Source organism: Psychrobacillus sp., from assembly GCF_032154225.1.
GTDB lineage: Bacteria > Bacillota > Bacilli > Bacillales_A > Planococcaceae > Psychrobacillus.
Genome location: NZ_JALDYF010000001.1, coordinates 207,812 through 233,495, shown reverse-complemented (window position 1 = coordinate 233,495; position 25,684 = coordinate 207,812). Strand labels below are relative to the sequence as shown.

Here is a 25,684-nt window from a genome sequence, read left to right as displayed (position 1 = left end):
AATGACAGTGAGTAAAGTATTAGATTATGCACAACCTTCCTTGCAAGGTTCACTTCGAATACCTGGAGATAAATCGATTTCTCATCGTTCCATCATGTTTGGAGCGATTGCAGAAGGGACAACGACAGTTGAAGGTTTTTTACAAAGCGATGATTGCTTAAGCACAATCGACTGCTTTTCAAAATTAGGAGTCAAAATTTCTGTAGACGGCGAAAACGTGTCGGTTCATAGTAACGGGATGGATGCTTGGAAAGAGCCAGATGAAATTTTATATACAGGGAATTCTGGTACAACAACACGTCTTATGTTAGGAATTCTTGCAGGTTCATCTATTTCCTCCGTATTAATTGGAGATGAATCTATTCAAAAACGCCCGATGAAACGAGTAACAGATCCTTTAAAGCTAATGGGTGCATCTTTTATTGGACGTGAAAGTGGACAATATACGCCGATTGCGATTGAGGGAACGAAACTGCAAGGCATTACATATAAGATGCCTGTTGCGAGCGCACAAGTGAAATCAGCTATACTACTTGCAGCTTTAAATGCAGAAGGGGAAACAGTCGTAATTGAAACAGAAACGTCTCGTGATCATACGGAGAAAATGTTGCAACATTTTGGTGCGACTATTTCGGTGGAAGACAAGACGATTCGTTTTAAAGGTGGGCAAACTTTAACTGGAACACATGTCGTTGTGCCGGGAGATATTTCGTCCGCAGCATTCTTTCTAGTTGCAGGTGCTATTGTTCCTAATAGTAAGCTCACTTTGCAAAATGTAGGCTTAAATGAAACGAGAACAGGAATTCTTGATGTACTTCAAGCGATGAATGCAAAAATAACGATACAAGCATTAAACAATGTGAGCCATGAAGAAATAGGGGATATTACAGTTGAAACTTCTACATTAAAAAGTTCTGTAATTAGTGGCGACTTAATCCCAAGATTGATCGATGAGATACCTATTCTTGCACTTCTAGCAACGCAAGCAACTGGTAAAACGATTATTAAAGATGCGGAAGAACTAAAAGTGAAAGAAACAAACCGCATTGATGCTGTTGTGAATGAATTAAAGAAACTCGGTGCGACTATTTCCGCAACAGCAGATGGGATGGTAATAGAAGGGCCAACTCCTTTGCATGGTGGCGATTTAAAAACGTATGGAGACCACCGAATTGGTATGATGGCTGCAATTGCTTCTCTCATTACATCGAGCGCAGTAACAATCGATAACGAAGCATGTATCGCTGTTTCTTATCCAAACTTCTTTGAACAGCTTGCAACAATCGTAAAATGATGAAACTCTCCCTTACCGGAGAGTTTTTTACTTGTATGACATGAATCTGTCCTGTACGATTAATGGGATACTAAAAGGACGGGTGATTTAGATGGATAAACTACAACCATTTCTACAAGCGATGGAAGAAGGAAATGTAGAAAAAATTACGACACTGCTTGAACCATTTCTATTGCAAGAAAATCCAGATGCACAATATGAACTTGCAGATATATTTTCTCAGTACGGCTATCTTCAAGAAGCTTTGAAAATATTAGAGCATCTTGAGTTTTTATTTCCAGAAGAAAATCAGTTGAAAATTGATCAAGCGCAGCTTTTATTGGAAATGGACAAAGAAGATGAAGCGTTAGATCTTTTAACTAGCGTAGACAAATCGGCAGAAGCATATCCGCAAGCGTTATTAACTTTGGCGGACTATTATCAAATGATTGGGCTTTATGAAGTGGCTGAGCAAAAGATAAATGAGGCAATTGCACTAATTCCAAATGAGCCTTTACTTTTGTATGCAAAAGGTGAGTTGTTATTTGAAACTGGCCGTTATTTAGAAGCAGCACGCATTATGGAGGAGTTGCTTCCAGTTCAAGAGACAATTCCAGCAGTTGATTTATCTTTGAAGCTTGCTGAAATATATAGTGCGGGAGCAGCGTATGAAGAAGCAATTCCTTATTATACGGAAGCGCTGAAGAAAGAAGTTGCGCCAGACGTATTATTTCATGCCGCGTATGCTTCTTTTCAAGTGCAACATTACAGCACAGCTATTAACCATTTAGAAAATTTATTGGGAATGGATCCAGATTATTTCTCGGCATATATGTTACTCGCAGAAGCGAATGCAATGCTTGAAAACAATGAAGAAGCACTAAAAGCAATTGAGGATGGTATAGCTCGAGATGAGTTTGAAAAAGAATATTATTTATTTGCAGGTAAAATTTCTTTAAAATTGGGTAGAGTGAAAGAAGCGGAAAAGTTTTTGCGTGAAGCGATAGCGTTAGATCCAGAATATATGGATGCTATTTTTACGTTAACCTCCCTGTTATCTAAGGAAGAGCAAGATGAAGATATGATAGAGCTGTATGAAACATTGAAAAAAGACCAGTTTGAATGGTCGTCTATGTACCCATTTTTAGCTTCAGCGTATGAGCGTTTAGAAATTTATGAAAAAGCATACGAATTTTATAAGTTAGCATATACTGAACTTAAAGAGGATGCACAGTTTTTGGAGAAATACTTCTATTTCTTGCTAGAAGATGGAAAACGAGAAGAAGCAATGGGAGTTGTTGCTTTATTGCAAAAATTAGATCCTGAGAATAGCACATGGTTTGAGATGAGTGAATAACTAAGTAAAGGAAGGAGAGGTTACGTGACTGCTTCTGTTTCAGTTGGCGAGAAAAAAGAATTTGTCCGTTGGTTTTTAAAAAAGTATCAAATGAAAAGAAGAGAATGCGTGTGGATCTTGAATTACTTAATAAGTCACGAGACATTATTAAATAACGTACATTTTGTGGAGGAAGCGCATTATTGTCCACGAGCAATGGTTATGTCTGTTACAACATCTTCTGGAATCCCTTTTCGCTTTTATAAGGGAAGTATTATGACAGCAGACGCAGAGAAATCTTTTCATGATTTAAGGCTGCACCCGGATGAAGAAATGTATATACAACTAAATTTCCAAACAATGCCACCTAGTACGGAATATTTAGCAGTGTTAGAAGAAAATCCGTATATGCCGAAGTATTTGCATATTAGTGAAAAAGACCAACTTATTGCAGAAAGCATTTTAACAGAAAGCTTGCATTCTTTTCAGATAGAGCAATTGAAAAAACAAATTGATGAAGCAATCGATCAAAATGATAAAACAAAATTTTATGAGCTATCCGCATTATGGAATGAGCTACAACACAAAAAGATTTAGGAGAGATTGTCATGCATTGGAATGGGAAAGATAGTGCTGTTTTTCAAGCGCAAAAAGAATATATAGATACGGCAGTAATTCCACTAACACTAATAGATGGCTCTGAATACGGATTCCAATTTGCGGCATCTGCAGCTGATTTTATATTATCGTTGTCAAATACGGTAGAAAATCAATTCCGAGGAAGGATCGTATTATTTCCTTCCTTTTCTTATACGAAAGGGCAGGACAAGCAGTCATTAATAGAAAGTTGGAAAGAAGAATTAAAAAAAGCAGAATTCAAACATATTTTTTTCCTTACTTCTGATAAAGAATGGAGTACAATGGGGGAAGAAGAAAACGTTATGTGGATTCCATCTATTCCACTAGAATCAATGGATCCCAAAATGAAAAATTCTGTGTTAGAAGACCAACTTCGCCAACTTATTCCTATTTTCGCGAAAAAATGGGCAAATTAGTGACAGTTTATTTCAATAAATGTTCATAAAGTTCACAAATCGTGTGAAAGGAATATTGACCTTCCTTTTTTATTGATATATCATTGATATGTCCTAGTATTATTATTTCAAGCAAGTATGTCCATTGGACTGACCTTTAAGTATGAGGGGGGAAAAAGCATGAGTAACAATCGAGTATCAAGACGTCAATTCCTTAGTTATACATTAACTGGTGTTGGCGGATTTATGGCGGCAGGAATGCTGATGCCAATGGTACGATTTGCAATTGATCCTGTATTGCAAAAAAAAGAAGGCGGAGATTTTGTCTTAACTGACAAAAAAGTTGCTGATATTACAGAAGTTCCTGAACGTGTTGACTTCACATTTGAACAAGTGGATGCATGGTACAAGTCTGATGTAACAAATGCTGCATGGGTTTACAAAGAAGGAGACGAGATTATCGCTCTTTCACCAGTATGTAAGCACTTAGGCTGTACGGTAAACTGGGAAGGTGACCCAGCACACAAAAATCAATTCTTCTGTCCGTGTCACGCAGGTCGTTACGAGAAGAATGGTAAAAATGTACCAAAAACGCCACCACTAGGTCCGTTAGATCAATTTGAAGTTCGTGTAAATGACGGTTTCTTAGAAATTGGTAAAGCTATACCTAATACATTAGTTTAAGTAAGGGGGTACGACAACAGTGCTGAATAAAATCTATGATTGGGTGGATGAACGTCTAGATATTACTCCAATTTGGCGTGATATCGCAGACCATGAAGTACCAGAACACGTAAACCCTGCACATCACTTCTCAGCGTTTGTATACTGTTTCGGAGGATTAACATTCTTCATCACAGTTATTCAAATATTATCAGGTATGTTTTTAACAATGTATTACGTACCGGATATTGAAAATGCATGGGAATCTGTCTACTACCTTCAAAATGAAGTAGCATTCGGTGAAATCGTGCGTGGGATGCATCACTGGGGAGCATCGCTAGTTATTGTTATGATGTTCTTACATACATTACGTGTATTCTTTACTGGTTCTTATAAAAAACCTCGTGAACTAAACTGGATGGTCGGAGTACTAATCTTCGCCGTTATGTTAGGTTTAGGATTTACAGGTTACCTACTTCCTTGGGACATGAAAGCATTGTTCGCAACGAAGGTTGGTATTGAAATTGCAGCATCTGTTCCATTTATTGGTGGAATAATTAAAACACTTTTAGCTGGTGATGAAACAATCATCGGTGCACAAACATTAACAAGATTCTTTGCGATTCATGTGTTCTTCTTGCCGGCTGCTTTATTTGGATTACTTGCAGCTCACTTTATCATGATTCGTCGTCAAGGTATTTCTGGACCACTTTAATGGGGAAGTGGAACAGATAATTCTTCAAAAGGAGGGGACATTATGCATCGCGGAAAAGGTATGAAATTTGTCGGTGACTCTCGTGTAACACATCCATCTAGCCGTAAAAAACAACAACCGAAAGACTATTCAGAGTATCCAGGTAAAACAGAAGCTTTCTGGCCTGACTTCTTATTAAAAGAATGGTTAGTAGGTGCTGTGTTCTTAGTTGGCTATTTAGTTCTAACAGTTGCACATCCGTCACCACTTGAACGTCCAGCTGATCCAGCTGACACGGGCTATATTCCAGTACCAGACTGGTATTTCTTATTCTTATACCAGTTATTAAAATATGAGTTTGCTTCAGGTCAATTTAATATTATCGGAGCAATCGTAATGCCAGGTTTAGCTTTTGGTGCACTTTTATTAGTACCATTTTTAGATACAAGTAAAGAAAGAAGTCCATTTAAACGTCCTTTACCAACAGGATTTATGGTATTAGCTATTGCTGCTATTATTTTCTTAACTTGGGAATCAGTAGTTAACCATGATTGGGCAGCTGCTAAAGAATACGGTAAAATTAAAGAAGAAGTTCCTGCAGTTGAAATTGATGAAAACGCTGAAGGATACCAAATTTATTTGGGCTCCTCCTGCATAGGCTGTCATGGTAATGCATTTGAAGGCGCATTAGGTAAACCATTAATTGGTTTAGATCTTACTGCCGATGAAATTGTAACTATTGCACATGATGGTTTAGGCGGAATGCCAGGTGGTACTTTCCAAGGGTCTGAAGAAGAACTTCAAAAACTTGCAGAATTTATCACTACATTACAACCACCAGAATAACAAAAAAAGAGTCAGGTAACTGGCTCTTTTTTTTTACCTACTATTTGAGGAGCGTTGGAATGAAAGATCTTGCGATGTTTATTAAAATGACTCTATACAATAAATCATTTATGTGGCTATTATTCGTTGTTAATATAGTTGGGACGATATATGGCTACTATTGGTACGAAGGACAATTGTCTAATACTGAGCCTAAGTTTTATCTATTCGTACCAGATAGTCCAACAGCTAGCTTATTTTTCACTATTGCGTTATTTGGCTGGTTGTTAAAGAAAAACTGGAAACTAATCGAAGCACTTGCTTTAATAACACTTGTGAAATATGGCTTGTGGGCAGTTGTTATGAATATATGGACATTTGTAGAAACCGGATCGCTTGGTTGGATGGGGTGGATGCTTGTAGCTTCTCACTTTGCAATGGCTTTACAAGCAATTTTGTATATTCCTTTTTACCGATTCACATGGATACATATTTTAATCGCTTCGATATGGACTTTGCATAATGATGTCATAGACTATGTTTTTGGGCAAATGCCAATGTATAGAAGCTTGAACAAGTTTGCAAATAATATTGGTTACTTCACTTTTTGGTTATCTATTGCTTGTATTTGTATTGCCATTTATGTATATCAAAAAAGGTCAAAGCGAATTAGTTGATGGATTACTGTTTTGCATTTATTATATAAGTATAGATTGAGAGGGGGAAATGAACGTTGATTTCTTATATCATATATTTTGCAATAATTTTATTGCTACCGATATATGCACAAATGAAAGTGAAAAGTACGTATAAAAAGTACTCTAAAGTTCGTTCTACTTCTGGAATGACAGGTGCTCAAGTAGCTAGAACTATTTTAGATGAAAATGGTTTACAGGATGTAAAAGTAGTTGAAAGCAGTGGCTTTTTAAGTGATCATTATAATCCGATGACAAAAATAGTCGCGTTGTCTACACATAACTACCGTGAGGCTTCTGTTGCTGGTGCTGCAATTGCCGCGCATGAAGTTGGACATGCGATTCAACATAAAGAATCTTATTCATTTTTATCATTAAGACATAAGTTAGTTCCGGTTGCTAATATTTCTTCGAATGCTTCATGGATATTCATCATGATAGGAATGTTGTCGTCGATGAGTGGAATGTTGCTGTTAGGTATTGTATTACTTGCAGCAGGTGTAGTGTTCCAAATTGTTACATTACCAGTTGAATTTAATGCGTCAAACCGTGCGATGAACCAAATGGTGTCCTTAGGTATTATTCGCAATGAAGAAGAACGTCATGCGAAAAAAGTATTAAATGCTGCTGCTTTAACATACGTAGCCGCAGCTGCAGTTGCTGTGCTTGAGTTAGTACGTTTAGTATTAATTTACACAGGTATGACGAATAGAGATGACTAATAAAGAAAAGCGGAAGAGCCTATGTCTGCCCCGACAGGCACGATCTTCTGCGACGAGTAATCGCAGGAGCACTTTTCACATTTGACCCCGAGGGGCTAGGCACTGAAGCTAGACAAATAATAAGTTTGAAAGTTTATATTTATTATTTGCCTAAAAAAGATTGTCCTATGTCAGAAATGACGAAGGACAATCCTTTTTTTAGTATGAACATAGGGCTTAAGGTACATATAGAGAGGAAGGAAGTATAGGGGAAATGGATTCATGTTCTTTCTACTTTGACACTTTCTGTCCAAATTTTATAGAAGTGTCTCTTTGTAAAAACCTACAATAAGCTGCCCAAATTGCATCTTTGGCAGCTTGCTTACTAGATAGAATGAGCTTGCTTCTCCTATTGCCAAAAGTGTTTAATTATTTGGCATTAAAGTTTCTGGCGAACGAAAGGCAAACATTAGCCATATGATGACCGAAGAAAAAGCTTGTTGGGAGTGGCGGGCCACTTCCAACAAGCTTTAAAAATTTTCCCGTTTATCGTATAGCCCAATGTGAAGCCTAGAGTGAGTCGGAAACTAGGTTGCTACGATGTTTTTGTTTAATGTATTGGTTTTTTATTATCATCTAACGTGAAACCTTCACCCATCACATCATTCATTTCTGTTACAGTTACAAATGCATGTGGATCAACTGCTGTAATAATCGTCTTTAAACGGATAATTTCATTTTTTGCAATAACACAATAAAGTATTTCACGATCTTTTTTCGTATAATGACCATACCCTCTTAAAACAGTCACTCCACGCTCCATTTCGGTCGCAACTCTATTAGCTATTGCATCCTGATGCTCTGAGATAATAAACGCACCACGAGCCGCATATGCACCTTCTTGGACGAAGTCGATTACTCGTGCTCCGACAAAAACAGCAACAAGTGTATACATCATTGAACGAATATCTAAAAAAGTAAGCCAGGAAAGCAAAATCACGACAGCATCAAACATGAACATTGTTTTTCCCATTGTCCATCCAAAATACTTTTGAACAAGCCTCGCAATAATGTCTACGCCGCCTGTAGTTCCACCAAAACGGAAAATGATACCTAGACCAGTTCCGATGAATACACCTGCAAACAGAGAAGCAAGGAACAGATCATCGTTTAAGCCGATTTGAATTTCGTAAACTTGAAAAACTTTCAAAAATAACGAAACAGAAACTGTTCCAATGACTGTATACCAAAATACTTTTCGTCCAAGAAGCTTCCACCCGATGAAAAACATAGGAATATTAAGTAATAAGTTCATTAAAGCAACATCCCAATGGAATACGAAATACAAAATTAACGTAATTCCTGAAAATCCGCCTTCTCCAAGCGCATTTTGGATATTGAAATGTATAAAACCGAAACTAAATATTGCTGCCCCTATAATAATAAAAATAATGTTTTTTAACTTTAATCCAATCCCCATTGAAACACCTCTTTTAGTAATTAACACATTTATTATTATCATTTATTTAATTGCTTTTGACAACCAGTGTATTTATTTATTAGGATGATAGGAGGAGTGTGAAATTTATTATGGAAAACAAATCATTAAAAGAGTTACAAAATGATGTTGATGCATACATAAGCCAGTTTAAAGAAGGATATTTTCCTCCGATGGAACTTCTAGCACGATTAACGGAAGAACTTGGAGAACTATCGAGAGAAGTTCAGCATAAATATGGCGCGAAGAAAAAGAAACATACAGAAGTAGAAAAAGAGCTTGCGGATGAAATGGGCGATTTCTTTTTCGTACTTATATGCATGGCCAACGCAGAAGGTATTGATTTACAACAGTCTTTACGAGATGTATTACATAAATACAATACACGAGACAAAGATCGTTGGACTAAAAAGGAGGGTTTGGAATAATGATTAAAGTAGCAGTAGCAGGACCAAGAGGAAGAATGGGAAAAGAAGCAGTTGCATCTATTTTAAAACATAATGATTTTGAATTAGTAAGTGTGTTGGACCATAGAAAAGAAGAAGCTTTTATTGAAAATGATATTCCCGTTTTCACTTCATTAACAGAACTAATCTATCAAACGGCACCAGATGTGCTAGTTGATCTAACAGTTCCAGCAGCAGTTTATGAGCATGCGATAATTGCTTTAGATAATGGTGTAAGACCTGTTATTGGTACAACTGGCTTTACTGATTTACAATTAGAAGAGATGAGAAAAAAAGTGGAAGAGAAAAAGATAGGCTGTATTATTGCCCCAAACTTTTCTATCGGAGCTGTGCTAATGATGAAGTTTTCTCAAATGGCAGCAAAATACTTGCCAGATGTGGAGATTATTGAAATGCATCATGATCAAAAAATTGACGCTCCTTCTGGAACAGCTATTAAAACAGCTCAATTGATCAATGAAGTACGTCCTCCTTTTGAGCAAGGTCACGAAGTAGAAGAAGAGATATTAGCTGGTGCTAGAGGAGCTAACGTTTCGGGTATGCATATTCATAGCGTTCGTTTACCAGGACTAGTTGCGCATCAGCAAGTATTACTTGGTGGTGAAGGGCAATTGTTAACGCTTCGTCACGACTCATTTACTCGCACGTCTTTCATGTCAGGAATTGTACTTTCTATTACGGAAATTATGAAACAAGATACACTTATTTATGGGTTAGAAGACATTATATTATAGGAGGAGATTGGATGAGAATAGCATTAGTAGCACATGACAGAAAAAAAGAAGATTTGATCCAATTTGTTACGGCTTACAAGTCCATTTTAGAGGATCATGAATTGTTTGCAACAGGTACAACAGGGACTAGAATTATAAATGAAGTAGGATTACCTATTTTTAGATACAAATCTGGCCCATTAGGTGGAGATCAACAAATTGGCTCTGCCATAGCTAATAATGAAATGGATATGGTTATATTTTTCCGAGATCCTTTAACAGCACAGCCACATGAACCGGATGTTACTGCACTTATTCGATTATGTGATGTATATCAAATTCCATTAGCGACGAATATGGGGACAGCTGAAATTTTGTTAAAAGGAATCGAGCAAGGATTTTTAGACTGGCGTTTATTAGAAGAAAGACGTTCACGATAAGGAAGTGAGTAAATGAGAAAACTTAAAATTGGTATCACTTGTTATCCGACGGTTGGTGGGTCTGGCGTTATTGCGACAGAACTTGGAAAAATGTTAGCAGATAGAGGACATGAAATCCATTTCATCACGTCAAGTGTACCTTTTCGTTTGAACAAAATGTATCCAACCATTACTTACCACCAAGTGGAAGTAAATAGCTATTCTGTTTTTCAATATGCACCGTATGATATTGCTTTGGCGAACAAAATGGCAGAGGTTATCGTGGATCAAGGGTTAGATGTACTGCATGTTCATTACGCTATCCCTCACGCAGTATGTGCAATTCTGGCAAAAGATATGGCAAATTCAGATATTGGAATTGTTACTACGTTGCATGGAACAGATATTACGGTGCTTGGATATGATTCCTCTTTAACAGGAGCGATTAAATATGGCATTGAAAAGTCTGATATCGTGACGGTAGTATCTAATTCATTAGCAGAACAAACGATGGAACTTATTTCTCCAAATAAAGAACTGGAGACTGTGTATAATTTTGTAGATGAAAAAGAGTATAGAAAGAAAGATACTGGAAACTTAAAAGAATTGCTTGGAATTCAGCCAGATGAAAAAGTAATTATCCATGTTTCTAACTTTAGAAAAGTAAAAAATGTACCAGATATTATTAAAAGCTTCGAATTAATTCACAAGGAAATTCCTGCAAAGCTTTTATTAGTTGGTGATGGACCTGAAAAGCATCAAGTGATGGAAATGCTGAAAGGCACTGCAATGGAGAAAGATGTGTTATTTTTAGGGAAGCAAGAAAAAGTATCGGATTTGTATGCAATTTCTGATTTAATGCTGCTTCTTTCTGAAAAAGAATCATTTGGTCTTGTACTATTAGAGGCAATGGCTTGTGAAGTGCCGTGTATAGGGACAAGGGTAGGCGGTATTCCAGAAGTAATTTCTCACGGAGAAAATGGTTATTTAGTTGAACTTGGTGACGTGGAGAAGGTTGCTGAGTATGCAATTTCTATATTGAAGGACCCAGTAATACATATGCAATTTAGAGAAACAGCTTTAAAAGTTGTCCATGAACAATTTAGTTCAGCTAAAATTGTGCAACAATATGAAGAAATGTATGAAAGAGTGGCGAGAAAATAGCATGATGAAAAATCGGTGGCCAGTTGCATTTCAAGTAATTGAAACGCTTGAAAATGCTGGATTTGAAGCATATGTTGTAGGAGGAGCAGTGCGCGATTTCATAAGAGGAGTGCATGCAAATGACGTGGACATTACAACGAGTGCAACACCGAGTGAAGTCAAACAGTTATTTTCGCATACAATTGATGTCGGTATAGAACACGGCACAGTGTTAGTTGTGTTAGAAGAAACAATAGAAGTAACGACATTTCGATCAGAGGCTACTTATTCCGATTTTCGCAGACCAGACCAAGTAGCTTTTGTGCGGTCACTTCGGGAAGATTTAGAGCGAAGAGATTTTACGATGAATGCAATGGCCTTATCGAAAGAGGATGTTGTCATTGATTATTTTGAAGGACAGGCAGACATTGAGGCGAACTTAATAAAGGCTGTTGGAGATCCGCTGAAGCGTTTTTCGGAAGATGCACTACGAATGCTGCGAGTTATTCGTTTTTCAGCACAATTAGATTTTCAAGTGGATGAAAACACGTTGGAAGCAATCCAATCTCTCCACGAACTTATCCGCCATGTATCCATTGAGAGAGTCAAAGTAGAGCTGGAGAAAATTTGGACAACGGCTCATGCTGGAAAAGGTATGGACATGTTTGTTTCAAGTAATTTAGCAAAAGAATTCCCTGGTGATTGGTCTACAAATGTAGAGGAATGGAAATCCTTTTCAGCGTTTGAGAATAAAATAAATGGATGGGCGTTTTTCGCTTTAAGTCAGGAAATAGATATAAACTTAGCGGAATATAAGTGTTCTAATGCAGAAATGATGTATGTTAAAAAAGTGTTGCAAGCAGCAAACAACTTAGAGGAAAATCGCTGGTCGAATTACGACTTTTTTCAATTCGAGGAAAATGTACTTGTAGCTGCGGCTAGTTATACGAGCATTCTTGCAGGAAAACAACTGCCGTATTCATTTGAGGAAATTCATCAGCAAAAAATGGCTATACCATTAGCTTCTTCAAAAGATATTGTTGTAAATGGAAATGATTTAATGGAATGGGCAGAACAAAAACGTGGACCATGGCTAAAAGAAGTAATTGACAAGTTAACAGTTGCACTCGTTAATGGAGAAATTCAAAATGATCGAAAACAGATAAGGGATTGGTTTTTTCGTGAATATGACAATTAAAGAGAAGATTATTTCAACGCTGCTTATGGCAAAAGGAGAACCAATATCCGGTCAAAAGCTTGCGGATCAATTAAATATATCGAGAACAATGGTTTGGAAGCATTTAAAAACGATTGAAGAAGATGGTTATGTGATCGAAGCTATAAAGAAAAAAGGGTATATTTTGAAGTCAACTCCAGATGTCGTTTCGAAAGAAAGAATTAGTTCTTTTTTAGAAACAAAGCAGCTTGGTAGTCATATTGTTTATTACCCAGTATGTGATTCCACTCAAAATATTGCTGCGGAACAAGCGAGAGATGGAGCTCCCCATGGTACAGTCGTTATTACAGAAGAACAAACTGCCGGAAGAGGTAGACTCGATCGTTCTTGGGATTCGTCTGCAAATAAAGGAATATGGATGAGTGTGATTATTCGTCCTGAAATAACACCTCAATATGCTCCGCAGTTTACACTAGTATCGGCGGTAGCTATTACAAGAGCAATAGAAGATTTAACCGGTTGTCGACCAGATATTAAATGGCCAAATGATTTACTGATCAATGGCAAAAAAATGACTGGTATTTTAACCGAGTTACAAGCGGATATGGACCGTGTGCAGTCCATTATTATTGGCATTGGTGTGAATGTAAATCAAGAAATGGAAGCTTTTGATGAGTCCATTCAATCGATTGCTACTTCTTTAAAAGTGGAAACACAAAAGGAAGTAAATCGAGCAGCTTTAGTAGCGAAGATTTTATTTTACTTGGAGAAGTATTCTACTATATACGTTGAAAATGGCTTTGAATCGATCAAACTTCTTTGGGAAATGTACAGCTGCACAATCGGAAAACGAATCCGTGCAAGTATGCTAAGAGAAACATTAGAAGGGGTTGCGATGGGTATAACGAACGACGGAGTTCTTCAGCTTCGTTTAGATAATGGGGAAGTTCGAGAGATTTATTCTGCTGATATTCATCTACTAAACAAAAGCTAGTTGGACGAATTCAACACCTGTTGATTCTCCACTATTCCCTACACCGAAAATAAGCGTATTCGAGACTCATTTCGAAGACGCTTATTTTTTTGTTGTAGTACAGAGACTATTCAGCTCCTTCTAACTGCATCATTAGAGAGGATTGGATATGTAATAAATTGATAATGCGACGAGCCATCTCGGAAGGGGAAGCGTCATAGTCACTACGAATCCATTCGAGAATAAAGCCGTAAATACCGTATGAGCGATATTGAATAAAATACTCGTCGTTAATTTCAACATACTTGTCGCTGACAAATGACATTCTCTCTTGGAATATGTATTGTAATTTACCGAGTAATATTTCTCGAATATTCGGAATGCAGTCATCCATAACCACTAGGTCATAATAGTTGCGATTGTCGACAATATACTGAAATACATTTGTACCATCTGGTTGCATTCTCGTTAAATCAAGCAGTGGATTGTCGCGCGTTGGTTTACAAAATTCGTACTCAAAGTCAGCCATTTCAAAGTGGATTACATCCTTTGCCAGCTCATCCTTGCCATCATAATGTACATAAAACGTCGTACGATTATAGTTGGCTTCCTCGACGATATCCTTCACTCTTACTTGCGAATAGCCTTTTTCTCTAACGAGCTTTTTAAACGTTTGACGCAGCGTTTCTTTCGTTCGCTCAACACGCCGATCTTCTTTTTTTATCATTTGGGCTCTCCTTTTTAGACGTTTTTAAAAATATGTTGAATAAACAGACAAAAATACTTTTGTGTCGAAAACCTATACATTAAATGTTTTTTGGTGATTGAAACAGAGGCTTTCTAGTTATACACTCTACATGAGTCCGCAATTAATGACTTTTTTGTGACTTTTCATACTTAACATGAGAATAACATACAACTAAAAAAAGTGAGGTTAAAATGCATGGAAATTATAGCTATGGTAACAACACCTGAGAAAGACTTCGAAAAACGAACATTATTACTTGACGATCCAAAATCAGATGAAGTGCTTGTTAAAATAGTCGCTTCTGGAGTATGTCACACAGATGCAACTGTATTAGATGGTACGTTGCCTGTTCCACAGCCAGCAGTTTTAGGTCATGAAGGCTCAGGTATCGTTGTAAAAGTTGGTTCTAACGTTTCAACTGTTAAAGAAGGAGACCACGTTGTACTAGGGTTCGCATATTGTGGTCACTGTGATAACTGCTTAGATGGCAATGCAGGCGGATGCGAAAACATGATTCCATTAAATTTCTCTGGTCGTAATAAACATAATTTAACACCAATTCATACACATGACCACCAAGATGTATCGCAATTCTTCGGTCAATCATCGTTCGGTACGTATGCAACGGTTGATGAGAAAAACGTTATCAAAGTTGATAAAGATGCAGATTTACGTTACTTGGGTCCATTAGGTTGCGGTTTAATGACGGGTAGTGGTACAGTGTTAAACTCACTTGCTCCAGCACCAGGCACAAGCCTTGTTGTATTCGGTACAGGCGCCGTGGGTTTAAGTGGTTTAATGGCTGCTAAAATTGCAGGTTGCGATCCAATTATCGCTGTTGATATTCACGATAGTCGTCTTGAACTTGCAAAAGAGTTAGGTGCAACACATGTTATCAACAGTACTAAAGAAAATCCAACTGAAAAAATTAAAGAAATTACAGACGGCCGAGGTGCGCACTATTCATTCGAAACAACTGGTGTACCAGAAGTAACGCTTGCTGCACTTCATTGCTTGCGCGTAAAAGGTACTTGCGCAACAGTTGCAGTTGGTAAACGCGATTTAACATTCAACGTAACAAACGATTTAATGTTAAATGCTTTAACACTGAAAGGTGTTATTGAAGGCGATGCTGTACCACAATTATTCATTCCAAAACTAGTTAAATTCTTTAAAAATGGTAAGTTTCCAATAGATAAATTAGTTAAATTCTACGACTTAGAACAAGTAGAACAAGCATTTGAAGATTCGAAAAAGGGTTCTACAATAAAGCCAATTTTAATTTTAGACAAAGAATATAAAGCGTAATTGGCATAACGAATGATGGAGTTCTTCAGCTTCGTTTAGATAATGAGGAAGTTCGAGAAATTTATTTTGCAGCTATCAACTTTACATGATTTTGAATATGCCGTTGCAAGCGACACTGTTGCTTGCAACGGCATATTTTTTGTAATCTTGCGGTCCACATTTGTCTATAGCTCGCCAATAACCTACAAAGGAAAATGTCATTAGATATTAATGATTAATTCGCTGTCTAATTATCTGAATAAAGGAACTTTTATGTACCTAACAACGTACACTTAGTAGATTAAAATCATTTAATTAGAAAAGGAATGGGAATGATGGGTCATACAGTGCTCTATTTGAAAAACACAAATTTAATTGATGTTGTAACAGGTGAAATAGCTCTATCCAATATTCTTATAGAAAATGGTTGGATTTCAAAAGTTGAAAAGGTAGAAGACTGTGAAGGAAATATTAGCAGTGGAGCAGAAATAATTGATGTAAATGGGAAATGGGTTTTGCCAGGGCTTATAGATATGCATGTACATATTAAGGAAGGGTTCGCACCAGTTTTTACTGCATCCGGCGTTACAACTGTTCGAAATACAGGTGGGAATGTCATCGAATTAAAGAGTTTAATAGAAGCACCACCTGGAGCAGCTACCCCTCGTGTGATTTCGGCTGACAGAATTATAGATGGTCCACCTGGATTATGGGGAGAAACGAGTCAATGGAATATTAATATTGATAATGCAGAAGATGCTCGAAAAGAAGTGAGAAGGCAGGTAGATGCAGGAGCAGATTTGATAAAGGTGTACTGCTGGTTGTCAAAAGAAATGATGGAAGTAGTCGTGGATGAAGCCAAAAAGAAAAATAGAGAAGTTAGTTGTGATTTGGTCTATTCTAAGGACGTAACTGCAATAGATGCTGCAAGGATGGGAGTAAGATGGAATGAGCATGCATCTGGAATCGTTCAAGATATATATCCTGAATGGACCATGCAAGCAGATGATACTGTTTGGGATACGATTGACTGGGATAATCCGGACAAAGCTCGAATTGAAAAAGTGTGTAAAGTGTTATTAGAAAACAACGTTATTATCTGTCCGACGATGGTTTTGTTGGATCAGGCAAATTTATTAGAAAACTATTGGTTTCCTGACAATAAAGTAATGGAAAAGGTTAAGGAAAATGTGGGGTTAATTCAACAGTGGGAACGGATTTTGGGTTATCCAATGAAGTCATTAGGGATTCAGCATATAATGAATAAAACCATTGCAAAAATCTATTTTGACCTAGGAGGAATGGTAGTAGCAGGAACAGATACACCAGCAGGCATATTCACACTACCTGGAATGGCGCTGCACCGGGAGCTAGAATTGTTTGTGCAAGCAGGTTTTAAAGAAATAGATGCTATTCGAGCAGCGACAATTGTAGCGGCAGAAGCATTAAAATGTCCAGAACTAGGTGTTATTAAAGAAGGCGCAATAGCCGATATAGTGATTCTAAACAAAAATCCATTAGAAGATATCCGGAATACAAAAGAAATTGACTTCCTTATAAAAGGCGGAACTGCCTATACTCAAGACGAATTATTAGAGCAAGTACCTTCTGAAGAAACTGTGATGAAAAACGTACAAGCATTTATAGAAAGTTTTGAAGTTAATGTATAAAGGTTTTTAGAACACCTCCAATTGTGGGTGCGCTTTTTTAAAAGATAAGAATGCATATGGCGTTGGGGAAATAAAATAACATTGATGCAAAAAGCTGTAGATCAATTGATATTGATTTACAGTTTTTTTATGAAAATCTAAAAAATTTATAAGAAATTTATTTTTCTATAATATCCTTTCACTATAACCTGAAAGGAGAAGTCAATGAAAAAAATATTGAAAGTATTCAAAACTCTATTTTTAACATGCATTATTTTAGCATTTGTTGTATCTATGTCTATTTTTGTATATCATAAGTATCAATTAAGTGAGGAATCTGAACTAATAAAAAGTAAGGAGACACTAGTTGAAATAAATGACCGAAAGATAAATGTATATAGTGAAGGTAAAGGCAAAGATACTTATGTATTTATGGCAGGTTCAGGAATTGCGGCACCATTGTATGAAATGAAAGGATTATATAGTAAATTTTCAAAAGAGCATAAGATAGCTGTCGTTGAACGGGCTGGCTATGGGTACAGTAATGTTTCTCATGATAAACGTGACATAGATACAATACTAGAACAAACAAGGGAATCACTTATTTTATCTGGAAACAAACCTCCGTATATATTAGTGCCTCATTCATTATCGGGACTAGAAGCTATTTACTGGGCACAAAAATATCCAGAGGAAGTGAAGGGGATCATCGCTTTAGATATTGGATTACCCGAAGAATATGCAAATTATGAAATGAGTCTAGCTGACTCATTCACAATTAGAGGAATGAACGTTTTAACTAGAATTGGTTTTCATCGACTATTTCCCTCCGCAACTTATGATCCGGAAGTAGTGAGGCAATCCTTTTTAACAGTGCAAGAAAAGGAAGTTTTTAAAGCTATATCTTATAAACAAGCATTTAATAATGATATGAAACAAGAATTGTTACAAAATAATAAAAATGCAAAAAAATCGGTTAAACTTCCAATACCAGTTGAAACACCAATTTTATTTTTATCCGCCTATACGGATGAAAATAAAAACGCCACATATACGAAGCAAAAAGTTGAAAATTATAAGCAACTTGCAGACCAATTAGAAACAGCTGAAGTCAAAGAGGTTAAAGGTAGGCATTCTATTTATTTATACGCTCCTGAGGAAATATATAATCTTTCCGTAAACTTTATAAACGAAAAAGTAGAAAACGATGAAAGGCCGAAGTGATGCATATGTTTACTATTTTAATAGTTGAAGACGATTTTATGATAGGAGATTTATTACAAAAAATACTGCAAAGAGAAGGGTATAACGTATGTTGGAAAACAGATGGGAAAGATGTACTGGAGGTAATTGAGCGAATAGATTTAGTTATTATGGATGTCATGTTGCCAGGGGAAGATGGTTATCAAATCTCACAAAAAATAAAAAATCTTGGATTAGGCATACCTCTAATTTTTTTGACCGCCAGAAAAGATATAGATAGCAAGCTCCAAGGGTTGACAATCGGAGAGGATTATATGATTAAACCTTTCGACCCAAGAGAGCTGTTACTGCGAATGAAGAAAATGTTAGAAAGTAAATATGGTACGTTTACGCAAATTAAACATATATATGTTGATGCAGAGTATAAGAAGGTTTTTAATAACAATATACATCAAGAGGTGGGTCTTACTGCTACCGAGCGTAAAATATTTTTTTATTTATACGAAAATAGAGATAGGGTCTTAACAAAAGATCATTTCTTTCATTATTTATGGCAGCTAGAAGATAGAAATCAAAATATTATTAATGTGCATATGAAGAAAATCAGAACGAAAATCAATGATAAAGAAGGCGAGATTATTCAAAATATATATGGAGAAGGGTATCGGTTAAATACCTATATGAAAAAATGAAATTAAAGAGAAAATACCAGTTATTATTATTTTCCGCTATTGTTAGCGTACCACTATTACTACTATTCATAAGTATTCTTATAGCAGCCATTTATGATTTTGCTTTTAAAACGAATAATAATGGCGTGCCTTTTCATGAATCCTTTGCCTATCCAACCATGCTAGCTGTATTTTTAATATCATTGGTTTTACTAGCTTTATTCTTTTCTAAGTCTATTAACTCTCTATTAAATAAAATAAATATGCTAAATCATACAATTAGAAATTTAGCTAGCGATGAGAAAACGCCGAATAAGTTGGATGTTCAAAGAGAGGATGAACTAGGCGAGCTAATCAAATCTGTCAATCTTCTAATTGAAAGAACAACCTATCGAGAATTAGAACTAAAGCAGCAAGAGGAGATGCAAAAGGAAATTTTTCATAAATTGAGGCATGACATCAACACTCCTTTGACTGCGCTTAAGTTGCAACTTTTTTATCTAGAAGATAATAGTAATAATCATACATTCATACTTGAATCACTCGATCAACAAGTGCAATACATTGCAGATTTAACGAGCGAATTTAACTTACAACCTACTGCTTCTCTCGAAAATTCCTATATATTAACTAATGAAGTGAATATGAATGATTTATTGGAAATGATGGTGAAAAAATGGGGCTACTTGTACAGTGTCCAGAATGTAGAGTTAATCTATGCTTGCTCACAAAAAGATATGGTATGGACTAGTAATGCTTTGTGGCTCCAAAGGTTATTTGATAACATTTTTCAAAATACGTTAAAACATTCAAAAGCAAAAAGAATGGAGATCACTATTGATTCTGGTGTCGTTAAGTTTAGAGATAATGGAATTGGATTTGATACCAATAGGAAGCATGCAGGACTAGGATTAAAGATAATTGAGGACACCGCTCGAATACTAAATCTTGAATGTACAATGCATTCAGATAAAAATGGGACGTTATTTTATATTATCGACTTATAGCTAGCCTACTCAAAAACAAGAAAGCTTCACCATTTTAATTTGGACGTATAAACGATTTTCTGCTATTCTATTTTGGAAGGGTAGTATCTTTTAAGAACTGCACCTGAAACAAATATTTTTTTAATTGAATAGTCTGCCTTGATCTACGAATGACAGGGACGGAGAAAACCTACTTATACATTTTCTGCCCTTCTGTCCATTTTAGGAATAGAAGGGTTTTTTTCGGTTTTCTCCTCTAAAAAAAGAGGAGTGGTACAGTTGAAAACAACAAGTAGTTTTGTAAACATGAAGCAAGAAAAAGAAAAAATTACGATGATAACGGCTTATGATTACCCAACGGCAAAATTTGCTGAAGAAGCTGAAGTAGATATGATTTTAGTTGGTGACTCGCTTGGTATGGTCGTGCTTGGGTATAACTCTACGATGCAAGTTACGCTTGATGATATGATTCATCACGGGAAAGCTGCAAGAAGAGGCGCACCGAACACATTTTTAATCGTGGATATGCCTTTTGGAACTTATCATGGCTCACTCGATCAAGCACTTGCAAACGCACTAATGATTATGCAACAAACAAATGCAGAGGCAGTAAAAGTAGAAGGCGCAGATGACGTAGTACCTGTTATAAAAAAATTAACATCAGCGGGAATACCAGTAGTCGCACATTTAGGACTTCTTCCACAATCAGCAGGAGTACTAGGTGGCTATAAAGTGCAAGGGAAAACTGCTGAAGCAGCTGAAAAGTTAATAGAAGATGCGATTAAATGTGAGCAAGCAGGAGCTTGTGCTGTCGTACTTGAATGTATTCCATATCAACTGACAGAAAAAGTTTCGGAACGTTTAATGATTCCTACAATTGGAATTGGAGCTGGGGTAAGTGCAGACGGGCAAGTGTTAGTATTTCATGACATGGTCAAATTCGGAACGCATCATATTCCAAAATTCGTGCATGAGTTCGCAAATGTTGGAAGCGCTATAGCAAACGGCATAGCCCAATATGTGCAAGATGTGAAAAATGAGACTTTTCCAGCGGAACAGCATTCGTTTACGATGAAAGAAGATCAACTACAACAGCTTTACGGGGGCAACTATGAAGACAATTCAAACAATTAATGAATTACAACATTTTTTACAAAATAATAAAAACAAATCAATCGGTTTTGTACCAACAATGGGCTATTTACATGAAGGTCATCTGACTTTATTAAAAAAGGCTAGACTTGAAAATGATGTTGTCGTGATGAGCATTTTTGTAAACCCAGCACAGTTCGGTCCAAATGAAGATTTAGATAGATATCCACGCGATATAGAAAAAGATACAGAATTAGCGACAGCAGAAGGGGTAGATGTACTTTTCGCTCCAACAGCTGAAGAAATGTATCCGTTTGAAAGTGGTATTACGATACATGCTGGAACGCTTTCTACAAAGTTATGTGGAGAAAGTAGACCAGGACATTTTGATGGTGTTTTAAAAGTTATTACGAAATTGTTCCATATTGTCCAGCCTACAAGAGTTTATTTTGGACAAAAGGACGCACAGCAGCTAGCAATTATCGAAACGTTTGTGCAAGCGTATAATTTCCCTGTAGAGATCATTCGAGTTCCTACAGTTCGGGAAATAGATGGTCTTGCAAAAAGCTCTCGAAATGTGTTTTTAAGTGATGCAGAAAGAGCAGAGGCAACACATTTGTACAAAGCGCTTAGTAGTGCGATGGAAGTATGGGAGCAAACAAATAGTGTCGAAGAGGCAATAAGCAAAGCGAGGCTTTTAATTGAAAGTAATACTTCTGGAAAGATAGACTATTTTGAAGCATTGTCTTATCCAGATTTACAACCAATTTCTAATCATACAGAGCAAATTTTATTTGCAACGGCCGTGTTTTTTGAAAAAGCTAGATTGATAGACAATATTATTGTGAACGTAAAGGAAGTGTAAATCATGCTACGAATGATGTTAAACGGGAAAATCCATCGTGCAGTTGTAACGGAAGCAGACTTAAATTATGTTGGAAGTATTACAATCGATCAAGATATTTTAGATGCGGTTGGCATGCTACCAAATGAAAAAGTGCATATTGTTAACAATAACAACGGTGCACGTTTTGAAACGTATATTATTGCTGGTGCAAGAGGCAGTGGTGTAATTTGTGTAAATGGAGCAGCAGCTCGACTTGTCCAAAGAGGCGATATAGTCATTATTATCTCTTATGCTTATGTGATGAATGAGGAAGCAAAATCACATGAACCTACTGTGGCGATTATGAATGAAGATAATACGATTAAGCAAATAATTCATTATGAGCCAGAAGCAACGGTTTTATAGATGGAGGAACTTAGACTGTAAACAAACTCAGAAATTTGAGTTGTTTACGGTCTTTTTTTTCTAAAATGACCCTGTGACAGAAACAAACCAAACACTATTCTGAATTGTTTATAAGTTGTGTCCGACACAGGGAACTTCCTATCTCTTAGAAGAATGTGGTACAATTTTAAGCAGAGAATCAAAGAGAAGAACAATTTTTTATAAATGAAGACTGTGAGTTGAGGAATGTTGGAAAATCATAAATATGCAGTTGTGGATATTGAAACAACAGGCCATTCATCTTCAAATGGTGACCGAATTATTCAACTTGCAATTGTATTTGTTGAAAAGAACCAAATCGTGAATACGTATTCTACTTTTATAAATCCAGAGAAAAAAATTCCTTTTTTCATTCAGGATTTAACAAAAATAAAAGACGACGATGTAAAAGATGCTCCGTTATTTGAACAAGTGGGTTCAAAAATTTTAGATATGCTACAGGATCATATTTTTATTGCGCATAACATTCATTTTGACCTTTCTTTTTTGCAAGGCGAACTACGAAGAGTGGGTCTTCCGAAATTAGTTTGTAAAACAATGGATACGGTTGAGTTTTCGAAGCTCATGTTTCCAAATGTTTATAGCTACAAGCTTCAGGATATTGCCTCTGAGTTGCAAATCGAATTGCAAACGGCACATCGAGCAGATGACGATGCATTAGCAACGGCGCATTTGTTTTTGAAGTGTGCGGAGCAATTAAGTAAGCTTCCTCTCAAAACAATTGAACTATTACACAAAAGATCCTTCCAGTTAAAATCGAACTTATCATTACTTTTCTTTGACGTGTTAACGCTGAAGAGGAAAGAGTATGACGCAGGAGAGTATCCTGTTTTCCGTACGATTCCACTAAAGCAGGAAGTAGAAAACAACAAGGCGTATGCGGGTGAGTTGAAATATCCTGTTCAAAGGGAAGTAAAATTGGACTTATTCCAGCAAAATCTTCCGAAGTTTGAAGAACGACAAGGCCAATTCGAGTTAATGGATACGATTCACTATGCATTGCAAGGTAAAAGTGAAGCAGTTTGTGAAGCGGAAACAGGAATCGGGAAAACATTAGGGTATTTATTGCCAGCGACGATTTATGCAATTGAAAAGCAAAAGCCCGTCATAATTAGTACATATACAACGCATTTAATCGATCAATTAGTGCTGGAAGAAATACCGAAGTTAAATGAGCTACTTGGCTTTCAAACACGCGTTGCTAAGCTAAAAGGGATGAGCCACTACATTGATTTATATCGATTCTGGCAGCATATGCAATTAGAAGATGAATCGTATGATGAAACATTTACGATTATGCAAATTTTAGTTTGGTTGACGATGACGAATGAAGGAGACTTAACGGAGTTAAATGTTTCCGGTGGTGGTCAGCTATTTATCGATAAAATTAGACGAACAGAACGTTCTCAAACAAATGAACTGGAAGACATTGATTTTTATGAAAGAGCACTTGTAAGAAGTAAAAATTGCGATGTGCTAGTGACTAATCACGCAATGATACTGGCAGATCAAGATAGAGAAATTCGTTTACTTTCAAATGGATGTGCGACAATTATTGATGAAGCACATCAATTTATCCATGCTAGCATGTCTAGAAAAGAGCGAGTTTTTTCGTATACAACATGGAAATATGTACTTGGTCAGTTCGGTACATTAGATACAGATCAACTATTAGGGCAGCTTTCTTTATTGCATATTCCATATCCTTTACAAGTACGTCTTGAAAAGCAATTTGTGGACGCTGTGAATGCATTTGATCAAGCAGTTTCTCATATTACTTCAACTGCACAACAAATCGTTTCTTCTCGTTCACGAAATACGAAGCGAACAATTCCTTTGGAGGAATTAATGCTACCGGAAGATATGTTTAGAGTTGTTGCAAATGCCATTCAAACATTTATTTTGTCAGCGAAGTCTATTGTTCATTCGCCTTATACGAAAAATGCGATGGAAAAGCATGCTCCTCTTCTTTTACAGGAATGGTATTATTGGCTGAGAGAACTTGAGATTAAAGTGAGTGAATGGGACGAAATATTTTTGCAAGAGGAAGAAATCGAAGCGAAATGGCTAGAGCTAGATTCGAGGAGCATTCCAGGAAGCCTTCAAATTATTAAAAGGCCGCTGAATTTTCAAGATGAAATTAATCATGCTCTGCAGCCTTTAAGAGAAGAAGGAGCAATTATTTGGACTTCTGGAACATTAACAGTACCGTCGAATCGCCATTTTATCGTTTCTCAACTAGGATTACCTGAATCTATCCCTATTTCTCAATATAAAGCTGGGGCTGATTATTATAATGGTGCAGAGCTTTTCATCGTCAATGATATGCCGGATATTCAACAAGTTTCTCAAAATGATTATATTGAAGCAGTCGCAGAAGCAATTGTGCAGACGGTATTAGTAACAGAAGGCCGGTGCTTTGTTTTATTTACATCTCAAGATATGTTACGAAAAACAGTAGATCTCATACAAGAAACGAACTTACTGGAAGATTATATGTTATTTGCGCAAGGGATGACTTCGGGAAGTAGAATGAGATTATTGAAATCATTCCAACGTTTTTCTAAATCTGTTTTGTTCGGAACGAATAGCTTCTGGGAAGGCGTAGATGTACCTGGTGATTCGCTGTCAGTCATCGTATTAGTTAGACTGCCGTTTTCTTCCCCAGATGATCCTTTGTTTAAAAAACGAGCAGAGTTACTAACTAAAAATGGACAAAATCCGTTTAGCGCGTATTCATTACCCGAGGCAGTTCTTCGGTTTAGACAAGGATTCGGTCGATTGATCCGTTCTTCTTCCGATAAAGGGGCATTTATCGTGTTAGATAGAAGAATTGAAACGAAGTCGTATGGAAATGACTTTTTACAGGCAATTCCTAATATTCCTATTAAGAAAGTATCGTTAGAAAATATGGTCTTAGAGCTTGAAAATTGGTATACTGATTAAGTATGAGTTATAGAAAGCGGGTATTATTATGGAAAATAAAATTGAAGTGCTGTCCACTGTTACACTAGGTTATCAAGCTGACTTATATAAAATTGTAGACATGCTAAATCGCACTTTAAAAGAAGACGATTTAATGTTTGGATTAGCATTAGATAAGAAAGACCAAGAAAAAGCAGTGTTCACGATTTATAGGACATAGC

General features: G+C 36.5%; 28 protein-coding genes. 26 read left to right on the top strand and 2 right to left on the bottom strand.

The annotated features are described in order from the left end of the window. The first annotated feature begins 1 nt into the window (after position 1). The 9 genes from aroA to RUH95_RS01135 all read left to right on the top strand — a co-directional run bounded on the left by aroA (position 2) and on the right by RUH95_RS01135 (position 7,242). Positions 2 to 1,294, top strand: coding sequence for a 3-phosphoshikimate 1-carboxyvinyltransferase (aroA, locus tag RUH95_RS01175; protein WP_397469467.1), 1,293 nt, complete (start codon positions 2 to 4; stop codon positions 1,292 to 1,294). Between the two features lie 91 nt (positions 1,295 to 1,385). After that, positions 1,386 to 2,630, top strand: coding sequence for a tetratricopeptide repeat protein (locus tag RUH95_RS01170; RefSeq protein WP_313890982.1), 1,245 nt, complete (start codon positions 1,386 to 1,388; stop codon positions 2,628 to 2,630). Positions 2,631 to 2,654: 24 nt separating this feature from the next. Next, positions 2,655 to 3,206 (top strand): ReoY family proteolytic degradation factor, encoded by a 552-nt coding sequence (locus RUH95_RS01165; RefSeq protein WP_313890981.1) that lies wholly within the window; start codon positions 2,655 to 2,657, stop codon positions 3,204 to 3,206. A gap of 11 nt (positions 3,207 to 3,217) precedes the next feature. Beyond that, positions 3,218 to 3,664, top strand: a complete 447-nt coding sequence (locus RUH95_RS01160) for a DUF2487 family protein (protein WP_313890980.1) — start codon at positions 3,218 to 3,220, stop codon at positions 3,662 to 3,664. A 159-nt stretch (positions 3,665 to 3,823) separates the two neighbouring features. Continuing rightward, on the top strand, positions 3,824 to 4,327 hold the full coding sequence (locus tag RUH95_RS01155) for a QcrA and Rieske domain-containing protein (RefSeq protein WP_313890979.1): 504 nt from the start codon (positions 3,824 to 3,826) through the stop codon (positions 4,325 to 4,327). Between the two features lie 19 nt (positions 4,328 to 4,346). Beyond that, positions 4,347 to 5,021: a menaquinol-cytochrome c reductase cytochrome b subunit gene (qcrB, locus tag RUH95_RS01150; RefSeq protein WP_090561750.1), complete on the top strand. Its 675-nt coding sequence runs from the start codon at positions 4,347 to 4,349 to the stop codon at positions 5,019 to 5,021. 42 nt (positions 5,022 to 5,063) lie between these two features. Further along, positions 5,064 to 5,846 (top strand): menaquinol-cytochrome c reductase cytochrome b/c subunit, encoded by a 783-nt coding sequence (locus RUH95_RS01145; protein WP_313890978.1) that lies wholly within the window; start codon positions 5,064 to 5,066, stop codon positions 5,844 to 5,846. Positions 5,847 to 5,905: 59 nt separating this feature from the next. Further along, complete coding sequence (lhaT, locus tag RUH95_RS01140) at positions 5,906 to 6,502, top strand: lipoprotein heptaprenylglyceryl N-acetyltransferase LhaT (RefSeq protein WP_313890977.1); 597 nt, start codon at positions 5,906 to 5,908, stop codon at positions 6,500 to 6,502. 59 nt (positions 6,503 to 6,561) lie between these two features. Further along, positions 6,562 to 7,242, top strand: coding sequence for a zinc metallopeptidase (locus RUH95_RS01135; RefSeq protein ID WP_397469474.1), 681 nt, complete (start codon positions 6,562 to 6,564; stop codon positions 7,240 to 7,242). Between the two features lie 589 nt (positions 7,243 to 7,831). On the opposite strand, the gene RUH95_RS01130 is transcribed toward RUH95_RS01135, so the two are convergent. Continuing rightward, positions 7,832 to 8,701 carry a YitT family protein gene (locus tag RUH95_RS01130; RefSeq protein ID WP_313890975.1) on the bottom strand — a complete coding sequence of 290 codons (870 nt, stop codon included), beginning with the start codon at positions 8,699 to 8,701 and terminating at the stop codon, positions 7,832 to 7,834. Between the two features lie 110 nt (positions 8,702 to 8,811). Here RUH95_RS01130 and RUH95_RS01125 point away from each other — a divergent pair, with 110 nt between their 5' ends. Genes RUH95_RS01125 through RUH95_RS01100 form a run of 6 tightly spaced genes read left to right on the top strand, consistent with a single transcriptional unit; the run spans position 8,812 to position 13,632 of the window. Continuing rightward, positions 8,812 to 9,147: a nucleotide pyrophosphohydrolase gene (locus tag RUH95_RS01125; RefSeq protein ID WP_313890974.1), complete on the top strand. Its 336-nt coding sequence runs from the start codon at positions 8,812 to 8,814 to the stop codon at positions 9,145 to 9,147. Beyond that, a complete protein-coding gene (gene dapB / locus RUH95_RS01120; protein WP_313891506.1) occupies positions 9,144 to 9,920 on the top strand; it encodes a 4-hydroxy-tetrahydrodipicolinate reductase in 777 nt (258 codons plus the stop codon). The genes RUH95_RS01125 and dapB overlap by 4 nt, the downstream gene beginning before the upstream one ends. Positions 9,921 to 9,931: 11 nt before the next feature. Beyond that, positions 9,932 to 10,339, top strand: a complete 408-nt coding sequence (gene mgsA / locus RUH95_RS01115; protein WP_313890973.1) for a methylglyoxal synthase — start codon at positions 9,932 to 9,934, stop codon at positions 10,337 to 10,339. 12 nt (positions 10,340 to 10,351) lie between these two features. Continuing rightward, a complete protein-coding gene (bshA, locus tag RUH95_RS01110) occupies positions 10,352 to 11,482 on the top strand; it encodes an N-acetyl-alpha-D-glucosaminyl L-malate synthase BshA (protein WP_313890972.1) in 1,131 nt (376 codons plus the stop codon). Continuing rightward, complete coding sequence (locus tag RUH95_RS01105) at positions 11,460 to 12,659, top strand: CCA tRNA nucleotidyltransferase (protein ID WP_313890971.1); 1,200 nt, start codon at positions 11,460 to 11,462, stop codon at positions 12,657 to 12,659. Before bshA ends, RUH95_RS01105 begins: the two co-directional genes overlap by 23 nt. Further along, positions 12,643 to 13,632, top strand: a complete 990-nt coding sequence (locus RUH95_RS01100) for a biotin--[acetyl-CoA-carboxylase] ligase (protein ID WP_313890970.1) — start codon at positions 12,643 to 12,645, stop codon at positions 13,630 to 13,632. The genes RUH95_RS01105 and RUH95_RS01100 overlap by 17 nt, the downstream gene beginning before the upstream one ends. A 106-nt stretch (positions 13,633 to 13,738) precedes the next feature. Here the strand turns inward: RUH95_RS01100 and RUH95_RS01095 are convergent, their stop codons facing one another. Continuing rightward, on the bottom strand, positions 13,739 to 14,338 hold the full coding sequence (locus tag RUH95_RS01095) for a TetR/AcrR family transcriptional regulator (protein WP_313890969.1): 600 nt from the start codon (positions 14,336 to 14,338) through the stop codon (positions 13,739 to 13,741). Positions 14,339 to 14,554: 216 nt separating this feature from the next. On the opposite strand from RUH95_RS01095, the gene RUH95_RS01090 reads away from it, so the two are divergent. The 11 genes from RUH95_RS01090 (at position 14,555) to RUH95_RS01045 (ending at position 25,683) form a co-directional block, all read left to right on the top strand. Next, the gene (locus RUH95_RS01090; protein ID WP_313890968.1) at positions 14,555 to 15,667 is read left to right on the top strand and encodes an NAD(P)-dependent alcohol dehydrogenase; all 1,113 of its coding nucleotides are present in this window, start codon (positions 14,555 to 14,557) and stop codon (positions 15,665 to 15,667) included. Beyond that, entirely contained in the window at positions 15,667 to 15,756 is a 90-nt protein-coding gene (locus tag RUH95_RS21490) for a hypothetical protein (RefSeq protein WP_397469473.1), read from the top strand. The genes RUH95_RS01090 and RUH95_RS21490 overlap by 1 nt, the downstream gene beginning before the upstream one ends. A gap of 222 nt (positions 15,757 to 15,978) precedes the next feature. Next, positions 15,979 to 17,316, top strand: a complete 1,338-nt coding sequence (locus tag RUH95_RS01085) for an amidohydrolase family protein (protein ID WP_313890967.1) — start codon at positions 15,979 to 15,981, stop codon at positions 17,314 to 17,316. A gap of 204 nt (positions 17,317 to 17,520) precedes the next feature. Then, the gene (locus tag RUH95_RS01080) at positions 17,521 to 18,519 is read left to right on the top strand and encodes an alpha/beta hydrolase (protein WP_313890966.1); all 999 of its coding nucleotides are present in this window, start codon (positions 17,521 to 17,523) and stop codon (positions 18,517 to 18,519) included. Further along, positions 18,519 to 19,190 (top strand): response regulator transcription factor, encoded by a 672-nt coding sequence (locus RUH95_RS01075; protein ID WP_313890965.1) that lies wholly within the window; start codon positions 18,519 to 18,521, stop codon positions 19,188 to 19,190. Before RUH95_RS01080 ends, RUH95_RS01075 begins: the two co-directional genes overlap by 1 nt. Continuing rightward, on the top strand, positions 19,187 to 20,176 hold the full coding sequence (locus tag RUH95_RS01070) for a sensor histidine kinase (RefSeq protein ID WP_313890964.1): 990 nt from the start codon (positions 19,187 to 19,189) through the stop codon (positions 20,174 to 20,176). Before RUH95_RS01075 ends, RUH95_RS01070 begins: the two co-directional genes overlap by 4 nt. Positions 20,177 to 20,434: 258 nt before the next feature. Next, a complete protein-coding gene (gene panB / locus RUH95_RS01065; RefSeq protein ID WP_313890963.1) occupies positions 20,435 to 21,289 on the top strand; it encodes a 3-methyl-2-oxobutanoate hydroxymethyltransferase in 855 nt (284 codons plus the stop codon). Beyond that, a complete protein-coding gene (gene panC / locus RUH95_RS01060; RefSeq protein WP_313890962.1) occupies positions 21,267 to 22,112 on the top strand; it encodes a pantoate--beta-alanine ligase in 846 nt (281 codons plus the stop codon). The genes panB and panC overlap by 23 nt, the downstream gene beginning before the upstream one ends. 3 nt (positions 22,113 to 22,115) lie before the next feature. Beyond that, positions 22,116 to 22,499: an aspartate 1-decarboxylase gene (panD, locus tag RUH95_RS01055; RefSeq protein ID WP_313890961.1), complete on the top strand. Its 384-nt coding sequence runs from the start codon at positions 22,116 to 22,118 to the stop codon at positions 22,497 to 22,499. Positions 22,500 to 22,724: 225 nt separating this feature from the next. Beyond that, positions 22,725 to 25,484: an ATP-dependent DNA helicase DinG gene (dinG, locus tag RUH95_RS01050; RefSeq protein WP_313890960.1), complete on the top strand. Its 2,760-nt coding sequence runs from the start codon at positions 22,725 to 22,727 to the stop codon at positions 25,482 to 25,484. A gap of 28 nt (positions 25,485 to 25,512) precedes the next feature. Next, on the top strand, positions 25,513 to 25,683 hold the full coding sequence (locus RUH95_RS01045) for a YpmA family protein (protein WP_313890959.1): 171 nt from the start codon (positions 25,513 to 25,515) through the stop codon (positions 25,681 to 25,683). Position 25,684: the final 1 nt, after the last annotated feature.